14 protein-coding genes are annotated in these 12,369 nt (G+C 35.3%); 13 read left to right on the top strand and 1 reads right to left on the bottom strand.

All coding sequences use genetic code 11. From position 1 onward, the window contains the following. Positions 1 to 239: 239 nt before the first annotated feature. From JR347_RS07790 to JR347_RS07770, 5 genes are all read left to right on the top strand, one after another. On the top strand, positions 240 to 890 hold the full coding sequence (locus JR347_RS07790; RefSeq protein ID WP_205723489.1) for a hypothetical protein: 651 nt from the start codon (positions 240 to 242) through the stop codon (positions 888 to 890). A 156-nt stretch (positions 891 to 1,046) separates the two neighbouring features. Then, the gene (locus tag JR347_RS07785) at positions 1,047 to 2,417 is read left to right on the top strand and encodes a sigma-54-dependent transcriptional regulator (protein WP_205723488.1); all 1,371 of its coding nucleotides are present in this window, start codon (positions 1,047 to 1,049) and stop codon (positions 2,415 to 2,417) included. Then, the gene (locus JR347_RS07780; RefSeq protein WP_205723487.1) at positions 2,414 to 3,724 is read left to right on the top strand and encodes a sensor histidine kinase; all 1,311 of its coding nucleotides are present in this window, start codon (positions 2,414 to 2,416) and stop codon (positions 3,722 to 3,724) included. Before JR347_RS07785 ends, JR347_RS07780 begins: the two co-directional genes overlap by 4 nt. A 111-nt stretch (positions 3,725 to 3,835) precedes the next feature. Beyond that, positions 3,836 to 4,297 carry a Crp/Fnr family transcriptional regulator gene (locus JR347_RS07775; RefSeq protein WP_205723486.1) on the top strand — a complete coding sequence of 154 codons (462 nt, stop codon included), beginning with the start codon at positions 3,836 to 3,838 and terminating at the stop codon, positions 4,295 to 4,297. A gap of 84 nt (positions 4,298 to 4,381) precedes the next feature. Next, the gene (locus JR347_RS07770; RefSeq protein ID WP_205723485.1) at positions 4,382 to 4,831 is read left to right on the top strand and encodes a hypothetical protein; all 450 of its coding nucleotides are present in this window, start codon (positions 4,382 to 4,384) and stop codon (positions 4,829 to 4,831) included. Positions 4,832 to 4,902: 71 nt separating this feature from the next. On the opposite strand, the gene JR347_RS07765 is transcribed toward JR347_RS07770, so the two are convergent. Next, on the bottom strand, positions 4,903 to 5,985 hold the full coding sequence (locus JR347_RS07765) for a helix-turn-helix domain-containing protein (protein ID WP_205723484.1): 1,083 nt from the start codon (positions 5,983 to 5,985) through the stop codon (positions 4,903 to 4,905). 115 nt (positions 5,986 to 6,100) lie between these two features. Here JR347_RS07765 and JR347_RS07760 point away from each other — a divergent pair, with 115 nt between their 5' ends. From JR347_RS07760 to JR347_RS07725, 8 genes are all read left to right on the top strand, one after another. Further along, positions 6,101 to 6,892 carry a hypothetical protein gene (locus JR347_RS07760; protein WP_205723483.1) on the top strand — a complete coding sequence of 264 codons (792 nt, stop codon included), beginning with the start codon at positions 6,101 to 6,103 and terminating at the stop codon, positions 6,890 to 6,892. An 18-nt stretch (positions 6,893 to 6,910) separates the two neighbouring features. Continuing rightward, positions 6,911 to 7,801 carry a DUF5694 domain-containing protein gene (locus JR347_RS07755; protein ID WP_205723482.1) on the top strand — a complete coding sequence of 297 codons (891 nt, stop codon included), beginning with the start codon at positions 6,911 to 6,913 and terminating at the stop codon, positions 7,799 to 7,801. Between the two features lie 27 nt (positions 7,802 to 7,828). Then, positions 7,829 to 8,200 carry a VOC family protein gene (locus JR347_RS07750; RefSeq protein WP_205723481.1) on the top strand — a complete coding sequence of 124 codons (372 nt, stop codon included), beginning with the start codon at positions 7,829 to 7,831 and terminating at the stop codon, positions 8,198 to 8,200. A 185-nt stretch (positions 8,201 to 8,385) separates the two neighbouring features. Beyond that, entirely contained in the window at positions 8,386 to 9,579 is a 1,194-nt protein-coding gene (locus JR347_RS07745; RefSeq protein ID WP_205723480.1) for a hypothetical protein, read from the top strand. A 38-nt stretch (positions 9,580 to 9,617) separates the two neighbouring features. Then, positions 9,618 to 10,733: a DUF5700 domain-containing putative Zn-dependent protease gene (locus tag JR347_RS07740; RefSeq protein ID WP_205723479.1), complete on the top strand. Its 1,116-nt coding sequence runs from the start codon at positions 9,618 to 9,620 to the stop codon at positions 10,731 to 10,733. Positions 10,734 to 10,813: 80 nt separating this feature from the next. Further along, entirely contained in the window at positions 10,814 to 11,236 is a 423-nt protein-coding gene (locus JR347_RS07735) for an SRPBCC domain-containing protein (RefSeq protein WP_205723478.1), read from the top strand. A 357-nt stretch (positions 11,237 to 11,593) separates the two neighbouring features. Continuing rightward, positions 11,594 to 12,067 carry a YybH family protein gene (locus JR347_RS07730; protein ID WP_205723477.1) on the top strand — a complete coding sequence of 158 codons (474 nt, stop codon included), beginning with the start codon at positions 11,594 to 11,596 and terminating at the stop codon, positions 12,065 to 12,067. A gap of 43 nt (positions 12,068 to 12,110) precedes the next feature. Next, positions 12,111 to 12,362, top strand: a complete 252-nt coding sequence (locus JR347_RS07725) for an FUSC family protein (RefSeq protein WP_205723476.1) — start codon at positions 12,111 to 12,113, stop codon at positions 12,360 to 12,362. The last annotated feature ends 7 nt before the right edge of the window (positions 12,363 to 12,369 follow it).

Below are 12,369 nucleotides of genomic sequence, written 5' to 3'. Positions count from 1 at the left end.
ATTTTTAAACAACTCATTATCAATACATTACAATCAAACCTCCATATCTAATTTACGAAACTGTCCACGCATACAACACCATAGTGTCCATTTATGGGCAGTTAGTTAAGTAATTGCATGGTTTTTCTATAGCTTTATTCCTTGAATATTAAAACTTGATTTAACCTTACCAAGCCTTTGAGGCTTAGTAAGGTTTTTCGAAGTCCATTATTCTAAACAATATATCTAGGGAATCTTAAATGCCAGACTATCATTCAAAATTCGAAATCGACAACTATTACCACATTTTTAACCGTGGAAATAATAAAGAAGATATTTTTAAGTCAACAGATAACTATATCTATTTTCTTCAAAAGTGGAATAAATATATAGCACCTTTTGCTGACACGCTGGCTTATTGTTTATTACCCAATCATTTCCATTTTCTTATGCGCGTAAAGGCTGTAAATGCTAAGAACCTTACTAAGACTCAGAGGCTTAGTAAGGTTGGTGAAGTGCAAGAAACACAGATTGAGGTTAATACGATTTTAGAAGAACAATTTAAGAGGCTATTTATGAGCTATGCTCTATCCTTTAATAAACAGCACAATAGAACCGGCTCACTATTTCAAAAAAGCTTTAGACGTATTCAAGTAAATTCTGATTACTACCTGACCAGATTGATCCATTATATTCACCATAATCCTATTCACCATCAATTTGTAAAGGAATATAGTCAATGGAAATTCTCTTCATACAATGCCTTTATTAGCAAAGAAACAACTCGTTTAAATCGAGATGAAGTACATAGCTGGTTCGGTGGAAAAGGTGCATTTATTGAATTTCATAATCAAAACCTTGAATTAAATGAGCCTGATAAAGAGTTGAAAAATTACGTTGTGGATTTTTAAATAAATCTTACCCCGGCTTAAATGCTTGGCAAGGTTTGGAATTGAATTTGATTTAAAGAACTGAAGTGTAGGGTTAAAAAAAGTCTCCTGTATTTAACCTTACCAAGCCTTTAAGGCTTAGTAAGGTTTGAATCGTAGTTGCTAATTGATAAAAAAATGAAACTAAAAGGCAATATTCTAATTGTTGATGACGATGATTTGATTCTGTTATCTGCTCAGCTTCTTTTAGAGCAGCATTTTACCACCGTAAAAAAGATTAACAACCCTAATCAGATTACTGAAGCTTTTAAGGAGCATTCTTTTGATGTGGTTTTGTTAGATATGAACTTCAGGCAAGGGGAAACCACCGGTGCTGAAGGTTTGAAATGGCTCAAAAAAATAATAGAAATCAGTCCGGATACTCATGTAATTCTCATGACTGCCTATGGCGAAGTGGATATTGCTGTAGAAGCCATGAAATCTGGCGCCATAGATTTTATTATTAAGCCCTGGCAGAATGATAAACTGATCATCACAATTAAAAATGCACTAGAGCTCTCCAACAAAGAGAAAAGGGTAAAGCAATTGGAGTCACGCGAGAAAATGATCAGCTCTACTATCGATCATCAATTTGGTGAAATGATTGGCTCATCGCAAGCTATGAAAGACATTCAAAAGCTTATTACCAAAGTAGCACCAACGGATGCTGATGTTTTAATACTTGGTGAAAATGGAACCGGCAAGGAAGTAGCTGCACGTGCTATTCATAAAAACTCCGCTCGGGCTAATGAAGTGTTTATAACAGTAGATTTAGGCACAATTCCAGAGAGTTTGTTTGAAAGCGAACTATTTGGTCATAAAAAAGGAGCTTTTACAGATGCTCGAGAAGATAGAATTGGACGGTTTGAGGCGGCCACTGGCGGAACTATATTTTTAGATGAGATAGGCAACTTACCTGCCAACCTTCAGACTAAACTATTAACAGTATTACAGAGAAGACAAATCACGAAAGTGGGATCTAATGTTCCTAAGGAAATAGATGTGAGAGTAATTTGCGCTACCAATCTTAACCTCAAAAAGGCTGTTGAAGAAGGGAAATTCAGGGAGGATTTATATTATCGCATCAATACAGTTGAATTACACTTACCCAGCTTAAAAGATCGCATCTCAGATATTGATGAATTGATTCATCACTTTTTAAAAAAGTACGAAAGGAAATACCACAAAAGTGTATTTACTCTGGAGGATGCAGCAATTCAAGAATTAAAAAAGCATCATTGGCCGGGTAATGTTCGAGAACTGCAACATGCAGTAGAGCGGGCAGCAATTTTAGCCGAAGGGTCGAAGCTGACAGCCCGGGATTTTGGGTTTTTACAAAACAAAAATCAAGAGATTAATGAATTCGATAATTATGATCTTGAAAATATCGAAGCTTGGGCTATTCAAAAAGCTATAAAAAAGCATAACGGCAATATTAGTCATGCATCAAAAGAACTAGGTTTGTCGCGTGGCGCCATGTATAGAAGAATGGAAAAATATAATTTATGATTCGCAATTTCAGACTCAACATTCTTCTTAGGATATTAATCATCACCACCATTATTGGTCTGCACATCTATTTTCTTCTTGTTGACACTCGTTACTTAAGGTCAGTTTATCTAATCATTTTTTTAGTTATTGCTATTATTGAGTTTGTCTGGTATGTAGATCGTACCAATCGTGATTTTACTTCATTTCTACTGGCACTATTGCAAAATGATTTTACCACTAAATTTTCAGAGAGCGGAAAGGGTAAGTCATTCAATAAATTGTATTCGGCCTTCAATAAAATTACTCAGCGTTTTGAGCTCATAAGTTCGCAAAAAGAAGTCCAGCACCTGTATTTAGAATCATTGGTAGATCATGTTAAAGTAGGGATTCTCAGTTTCGATAGAAACGAGCGAATACATTTAATGAATAGAGCTTTGCAAAAATTGCTGGCTAGAAAACAAGTAGCCTTTTTAAATAATTTTAGTTCTGTTGACCCTGAATTACCAGACTTCTTACGAGAAATTAAGCCTAACGAAAACAAACTGAAGAAAATACAAATAGGTGGGCAGTTACTTCAACTTTCTGTGCATGCCACTGAGTTCAAATTGGGTGAAGATTACTACAAACTTATCTCATTCCAGAATATAAAGAATGAATTAGATAGTTCTGAAATGGAAGCCTGGCAAAAACTTATTCGCGTACTCACCCATGAGATCATGAACTCGGTAACCCCAATTACTTCGCTTTCTGAAACCCTTAAAGTAATTGCAGAAAATGCTCATGGCCAGCCTGAAGAAATGAACAAGCTTTCCCAGGGATTGGATGCCATACATCAACGGAGTGCCGGATTACAAAACTTTACTGAGGCCTATAAAAAGCTGACTAAAATTCCAAAGCCCAATTTTCAAAAGGTAGAACTAAAGCCGCTTGTAGAACGTGTTTTGCTACTCTTTCAAACTGAATTAAAAAGGATGAAGTATAAGTTGATTATTGACGATAACGTTTCACTATTAGCTGATAGTGGACTTTTGGAGCAAGTTTTCATCAATTTAATTAAGAACGCGCTGGAAGCCCTTGAAGAAGTTGAAGAGCCTCAACTAATCATTAGAGCTTTTGGCGATGATAAAGTGAACATCTTAATTGAAGACAACGGTACAGGCATTTCTGATGATAAAATCGACCAAATTTTTATTCCATTCTTCACAACCAAAGATGAAGGTTCTGGTATTGGCCTTGCACTTTGCCGACAGATTATCAGGCTTCATAATGGAACAATTTCAGTAAGTTCAGAGCAAGGTAAAACGGTTTTTGAAGTGATTATATAATCTAATTGAATTCTATTAGATTATATTCATTTGTGTTCAGTGCAAAAATTAACATGCATTTCACACAGAACATTGAGAAATTAAAAGCGTTCGTAAGTTAAAAGCAACAACTTGAAGCGAATCGAAATAAAAAAAGGTCAAATTCTGCAAAGGATAGGGGAATTGAATAGCAAGGTATATCAAGTAGAATCTGGCCTGTTAAGAAGTTATGCAATTAGTGATAATGGAAAAGAGCATATTTTTATGTTCGCTTCAGAAGGTTGGATTATTGCAGATAATGTGCCACCAGATACGCCAAGTGATTTATTTATCGATGCATTGGAAGACTCCGTTGTTTGGCAAAAACAAAAAGATACTCATAAGGAACATGACGTTCAGAAGTTAATCAAACGCCTCAATGTTTTACAGAAAAGAGTGATTATGCTAATGTGTGCTTCTGGAATTGAACGCTATGAGCATTTTATAGCAACTTATCCTAACATTGTACAGCGTGTGCCTCAAAAGATGATTGCGTCCTACCTAGGAATAACTCCAGAAGCCCTGAGTAAATTAAAGAGGGAAAGATATAAATAAGATAACCCTTTATATTTCTTAATCTACATTAATGGATGGCCACTTTTTAATCTGGAAATTTGACTAAACTATATTTCCAATAAAATGAATAAATCATCCATACTACTAAAAACTTCTAGCCTACTTTGGATCATCTGGGGTTTAGTGCACATGCTAGCCGGAGTGATGACTATGAAAGGTGTTCTTATTGAGGATATTAGTGCGTCTTTTATTGGAATTGCTGATGCAGTTAATCCTGAAGTTTTAGTGTTAGACTATCCTAAAGCTGTAGGTGCTGTGGTTGGCCAGCACGGGTTCAATCTGTTTTGGATTGGCCTAGTTACCTTTATATCAGCATTTTTTATCTGGAAGGGTAATACCAGTGCGATATTTTTAGCAGCATTAACCGGAGGCCTGGCCGATTTAGGGTATTTTCTATTTTTAGATCTTGGTGGGTTCGTAAATTTTGTGCCAGGAACTATCATGACCATTATTTCTTCGCTTGCCATCATTACGAGCTTTTATGTGCAATTCAAAAATAAAACAACTCATTAATTGCTTTAGAGCTAGGTTGGACAACTAAAAGATTTGAATATGTTGTTTCAAATCAAACGAGTTTCAGTATTTTAAGATAAGGCCTTCTCTAAATACTCTTTTGGAGTTATTTTTTCATGGCTTTTAAATACTCTATAAAAAGTTGCTCTGGAATTAAAACCGGCCATATTGGCCAAGCCTTCTAAATTGTAAATCTGACTGTTATTTTGCTTGACCAAATATTTGAATTCTTTAATTCTTAGCTCATGTAAATAATCATGAAAGCTGCGTTTTTCATGCTCTCTAAAATAGGAACTGATGACCGATTCATTGATATTGAAATGGTTGGCTGCTGCTTGAAGATTAAAGTCAGGATTGGTATATAACTTATTGGAAACAATTTGATCCGTCAGCTGATCTTTGAGCTGCGACTTTTCTTCTCGTAATCGGGCATCTAATGTAACCTTCTTCGTTAACAGTGAATTCCGCATCAGACCAGACTCTGATAACAAATAAAATAGTAAAGCTGACCCATAGATAATAGTAAGGCCGATGGAGTATTGGTAATAATTGGCAAGTGAAGTGTTTTGCTCATCGACATACCCCAGCTCTATCGAGAATAAAATAATAACCTGGACAAATAAATAAATGATTTCAATTGCATTGAATAACAGAAAAAATGAAATGTATTTAATTGAAGCTGAGCGAATTAGCTGATACCTTATTTCATAGCGTGCTTTGTGAATTCCTGAAATGAAGTACACAAGAAAGTATATGAAACAAGTTATGTAATGAATTGCATTAATCGGCCCTCGGTTTTGCAAATAGAAAGATTCACCAACTGTCTGTAGAATTAGAAACATGAAAATGTAAATACCTGGGAAAATGAGATGTTTAGTAAGTTTTCGATCCTCAGAGATGTGAATTAATAGGTAGGAATATAAAAGAGGTGGCAACAGCATATATTTCTTGCCTGCAAATACAATTTTCAGCAAAGTACTATCTGCGATATCTTCCTGAAACCATGGATAAAGGAAACTTAAGGTGATGATTAACCCAATAACACCCAATAGTTTATGTTTTCTTTCCCCACCAAAAAGCAACAAAACAGATACTGCCAGTATTTGAGAACCAATTACAATAGACGAAGCAGTAAAGAAAACATCCTGAGTCATAAGTACTTTTTAGCAGGTTTAATTGCCTGTAATTCAAATTGAAAGATAGTTAAATAGTACTAAAGGTTTCTCAAAACCTTTTTGAGACATAATGAAAATGGCATGATTTAGAGGCATGTCTCATATTAGTTCTCAAATACAGCCATCTAATTTTATGTTTGAACATTACGGATCTTTAATCACAAGCTATGCCCTTGCTACCATAGTATGGTATGTGCTTTATAGCTACACTTCATTCGGGAGATTCTGGAAGGATGATGCGAACCCAGAAATGCAAAAACCTTCACTGGAGCTCTTGTATGCCACCTTCGCAATTATAGGCATAATAGGTGTCGGACAGCTTTATGTAAATAACTTGCTTATCCCTAATTCAGGTAATTACAAGCTCATTGATGCGCTTAATCAAGCCTTAATATTTTCACCCGTTTTTATTCTTCTTCTGATTCGAAAACAATCAACCGAAACCATTTGGTTGAGTAAAAGAAATGTAGGAATAAGAATAGTAATTGGCTTTGGTATCTCTCTAATAGCATTATTGGTCTATCATCTTGAAAGAAATAATACTGCACCAATCGGAGAAATGCTTGGTAATGTCTATCAACCTCGAAACATATCTCACTTAGTTCAAGTGTTTATGGAAGATTGCGCTATTGCACTCTTATTCTTCAGGTTATCAGCTTGGGTAGGTCAAAAATGGAGTATAGCAATCGTTGCCTTTCTTTTTGCTGCGGCTCATATTCCAAGTTTAATTTCCACTGGCGCCAGTATTCAGGAGTTTCAAAATCTCTTTTTAGACACACTCATTGGTACGATTGTATTTACTGCATTGAGCAAATCAAAAGATATCGCATGGTTCTTTCCGCTCCATTTTGCTTTGGATATGACTCAGTATTATGGTGGGCAATAATTTAAATACTTATCAATTATGATGACAAGATTAATTACGCTTTTAATACTCTCATCTATTTATACCTCCTGTGAAAAAACAGCTATAAATGCCTCAAAAGGAAGTGCTGTTAACAAAGCTATTGAGAACTTACCCCCTCAATTAACAAAATATAAGCATAAGGTGATGGTGTTGGGCACTTTTCATTTTAACCGTAGCGGTGATGGCAGCGATGTGGTAGCTAAAAACCACCTTGATATATCGACCAATGAAAGTCAAAATCAAATTGAGGTGTTAACCGATAGTATTGTTCATAACTATCAACCAACCATTATAGCCGTTGAGTGGCTGCCCAAATATCAACCTACCATTGACACACTTTACAATTACTACTTATATAATAATTGGGAGCTTAAAACCAACGAGGCTTTTCAACTAGGCTTTAGAATTGCTAAAAAAGCCGGATTAAACAAGGTTCATTGTATTGATAATAGGCCACCACAACCCGAAACCGTGGTGAGTGTAGATGATTGGGAAGCTTACGGTGATAGTTTAGATCAAATGAGTATTTGGCAGGAATATGATCAGGTTAATAAAACCTATAACACCTATATGGATAGCTTGCTGACAAAGCTCAGTTTAAAAGAATACCTTTCTCTGATCAACAGCTCGGAGGTGCTGAAAAGAAATAAAATGCTGTGGTTAACAGGTCTTGTTAATCTTGGTTATGGAGACAAATATATTGGTGCAGACCTTACACGCCATTGGTACAGGAGGAATACAAGATTATTTGTGAATACTCGGAATTTATGCAAAACAGATGAAGAGCGAGTACTTATTATTTACGGTCAAGCGCATAAATGGATTCTAGATGAGTTATTTGAAGCTTCTCCGGAATTTGATGTTGTACAACCTAATTTTAATTTTTAACTTATTTTATCAATAAATAACTAAACCATGAAACTAGGAGCATTTTCAATTAGCTTAAGTGTAAAAGACTTGGCAGCCTCAAAAGCATTTTATGAAAAAATGGGATTTTCCGTTTTTGGAGGTGACATGAAACAGAATTACCTGATTATGAAAAATGGAAACTCTTTAATTGGACTGTTTCAGGGAATGTTTGAAGGTAATATTCTCACCTTTAACCCCGGCTGGAATGAAAATGCCGAAAACCTGGCTGACTTTGATGATATTCGTAAAATTCAGCAAACGCTGACTGAAGAAGGAGTTGACACCGGTGAAAAAATTGATAGCTCAAGTTCAGGCCCGGCAAGTTTCACCATCACCGACCCCGATGGTAACGTTATTTTGATTGACCAGCATAGATAGCAGCTTAGTAAGTGATGGGTCAATTAGAAATTAAACTATATTAATGATTAATTGACTTATAAAAATACAATGGCGTATATTTGACAGATAGTGCGAATATAAACCACTAAGCCAATAGTGAGTATGTGTAATAGCGCATGTTCGGTTGTTGTAACCTATTTAAGAATCAAAATCCTCAAAACATAATGATATTACGTTTTTACCTTCTGTGGCTGGTTTTCATTACTATAAAAACTAATTGCTTATTCGCACAGGAAGAATTGAGCGCTGAAAAATTATTAGAGTATTCCTATCGTTTCACCATTAACGATAAGAATACGTTTTCTGAAAGTACTAAGGCGCTATGGAAAAATCTTATCGGAGAAAGCCACTTTGTTGGTGTAGCCGAGAAGCACCACTCCACAGAACTGAGCAAGTTTACAGCTGCACTACTACCTGTTTTGAATGAGATTGACTTCAACACTTTTGCTCTGGAGTTAGGCCCTAATTCAGCTGAAATTCTGAATGAATATGCAGAGGATTCTGTGAGGTTAAGTCAATCTATTCGTTACCTCAATAGAAAATACGGAAAAAAACGGGCATCAAAAACGCCATTAGTTTTCGTAAACAGAGAAAGCGATGCTCTTTTCATGGATAGAGCTCAGTATTTGAATTTTGAATTCTGGGGGCTTGATCAAGAGTATGCCTATTCTTATGAAATGCTTTTGGACAGAATTCAATCTCTGGCTTCCAACGGAACCAACCAGGAGCTTTATAAAGAAGTGAAAGAAGTAATTCATAAAAACCTCTTTAAATCTAAAATTAAACGTGAACCTATTTATTGTTGGTATCAATCAAATAAACTAATAAACGAGTATTTTGAAGGTGTTCAAGAAAATCAGAATGCTTTAAAAGTTATTGAAGATTTAAGACTTAGTTGGGAGATTTATTGCAAAGAAGCATCTGGTATTTATAGTAGTCAACAGCGCGCTGACTATTTGAAATCCAATTTTGACTTCCATTTCGAAAAAAGAAAACCGAAAAAAATTCTTTTAAAAATGGGCAATGTTCATCTCACGCATGATATTTCACCTTTTGGCGTAAACGACCTTGGAAAGCATATCACAGAAAAAGCTATAAAAGAAGGACTTGAGTTTGTTAACATTCGATTTTTCAACCCCTATTTAAATGGTAAGTACAAGGGTAATAATTCTTCTCTCAAAATGTTGCAATCAATCGGGCTTAAAGACCAATGGACAGTAGTTGATTTACGTCCTATTCGCAAGCTCATTATCAATACAGAAATACAAACCAGTGACCCGTACCTATATGAAGTGATGAATTATGACATCCTCATACTTGCTCCGGACGATAAGTACGATAATGATAACAACTATTAATGCAAAATTGCTTCATGATTAAAACCAACTTGAATTATATGACATTAATAAAGCCAAGCAGATGGCCTCTCTTCATTACTATTTCTTTAATTCTTCTTGCGTGTGTGAGGCCTTCTAATAATGGAAAATCCAGTCAATATTCAGAATATAATTTCACAACTGAATCGGCTGTAAAGGCAATAGAAATAGCCAAATTATTACAAGCAAACAAAAACGTTTCAGACGAAGAGTGGGAAAGTCTTTTTAATTCTGAAGGTTACAGTAACTATCTAATTTATTCAAATTCTCCCTCCCAAAAGAGAGAAATAAAAGCTGCGGTTGAAACAGTTTTTAACCCTGCATATGAAGATAAGCTAGATAGTCTCATGAATATCCCTCTTCTTATGGATCAGGACTATTTTAAATTATCCCTCATTCGAAATTTTCGCGACCTTAAAAACAACTTTGATAAGGCACAAATTTTTCTTGAATCAACAGATTTTAATGAACTGATAACTTCTGGAGACTCTCTGGCTAGAACATATCTTCCAAAGCGAGTACTGGACTCACTACCTAAATTATATGATATTCATTTGATACTATCAGACCCTGATGCAAAAGTGATGGAAAATGCCATAGTCTTCGACTTGAATATGGCCTTGAACCGAGGTACAGATGATCTCATTAAAATTATTGCACACGAGTTTCACCACAATTACAGAGCTCTAACGGCAAAGCGTTATGAACACCCATTGATGATACAATTGAACAAGATTCATCAAGAAGGAGTAGCTGATTTAATTGATAAAGATGAGCCTCCTATTCAAAAACTGAGCCTTTACCCAAAGACAATAATCGATATGTATAATTCCGATTATGAGAACACGCCAAAGAAATTGAAAAATCTAGACTTGCTAACCAATACATTCCTAAATCAAGAGATTGATTCGCTAACTTACTATGGTCGGTTAGAAAATTTCTTCGCATTTGGCGGACACACCAATGGATTCTATATGTCTCTAAAAATTGCAAAAAAAAAGAATCTTCAAATACTAATTGACAATTATGATGACCCTATTCAATTTATCGAAATCTATAACGAAGTGACTCAAGAATCGGCTGGTGATCATGTTTTCTCATCTGAATTTATTGACTACCTAAAAAAAATTGAATAACAGGTTACAACAAAACCTATTCGCAATACCCTTCGGGATCCTGCGCATAGCCAAACCGTTGTGGTGCTTCAAAGTCATTCATGAAGACTGTTGAATGGAAAATACATCTTAGTTCAAGTCCAGAAGTAGTTTTTGAGTTTCTTACAACTACGAACGGGAGAGAGCAATTCTGGGCTGAAAAAGCACCAGAAAGGGATGGTGTCATTCATTTCCTATTTCCCAATGGTGAAACATACAACAGTAAAATCCTTCATATACATCCAAACCAAGAGTTTCACATTGATTATTTTAATTCTAACTTAAAAATAACTGTAGCTCCTTCTGAAGTTATGGGAACAGATTTGACTTTAATCAATGAAGGGGTTCCAGACTCAGAGTATTTAGAAACTCATGCAGGTTGGGTTTCTGTTCTATTGAATCTTAAGGCGGTAGTTGATTTCAAAAGTGATTTGAGAAACCATAATAAAAATAAAACGTGGGATCAGAACTACGCAGATAATTGAATATAATGCACGACAACACTGTACTACAAATGGATATAATCAACTCGTTTTTGTGCTTTAGCTGTGGAGTCCATAAGTTCTCCTTTTTGAAATAATTTCTATGTGTATTTTCATGAATCAGACTCAAAAAATAATTAAAGGCATGATTAAAGACACTTTTTCCAGCACCTTGATTGAAATTTTGTTTTAATAAACCCTTTATTAATAGCTGCATTTCATAGCCTAGCATATAAAATGGGTATTATACGGGTGCTGCAGCTATCCCACCTCACCCATCATCTACCAAATATCTATTCCAAAAAACTTAATTAAATTGTATTTTTATTGTTTATAGCCGATAAATACAAACCAACTAGCATGAACTATTTAGCGCCACTTCTCATCCTATCAATTTTTACTTCGTGTATACAAGTGAAACAGGAAAAGCCAGCAGAACCCCCATTGGACATTCAGGCTGAGCTCGAGAAAATTGAACAGGTGAGAGCGTCATTTCAACAGACTGTTAAAGAAAAACGATATAATGAACTCGGAAAATTTGTAACACCGGATCTTATATCCGTAGGGCCGGGCAGTGAAGATTGGGTAGCCTATAGAAAACTGAGAGAACTACATGGCAATAAGTTTAGGTATGATAGCATTATCATGAGGCCCAAAGAAACCGTTATCTTATCCGATACCATGGCCTATGATTTTGGTGTAAGTTCAATGTATTACACTGATGAAAAGGGGACTGTTCATGAACTTGAGGACACGTTTTTAGTGCTTATGAAGAAAACGAAAGATGGTGAATGGAAGCTCTACAGAGAACTGGCCTCTTCATTAGTAAAATAAATTTTCACCCTTAAATAATGTGTTTAATAATTGCAATATAACCATGAACCAAAAACCATTAGCAGAATTAACTGATGACGAGTTATTGAAACTCGCTAAAAAACAGAAATCAACTAACATTATCAATGCCTTTATCATAGGCTTTCTGGCTGGTATTGTCATCTACAGTATTGCTGTAAATACCTTCGGGTTTCTGATGATCATCCCTTTGTTTTTAGCCTATAAACTGATTAATAAATCAAAATACGAACGTGAAGAGTTAAAAGCTCAATTGAAAGCACGTAACCTTAGTTAACAATAGT

The organism is Fulvivirga lutea (genome assembly GCF_017068455.1).
Lineage (GTDB): Bacteria > Bacteroidota > Bacteroidia > Cytophagales > Cyclobacteriaceae > Fulvivirga > Fulvivirga lutea.
Note: the sequence above shows the minus strand (reverse complement) of the source record. Positions and strands in the feature narration are given on the sequence as shown.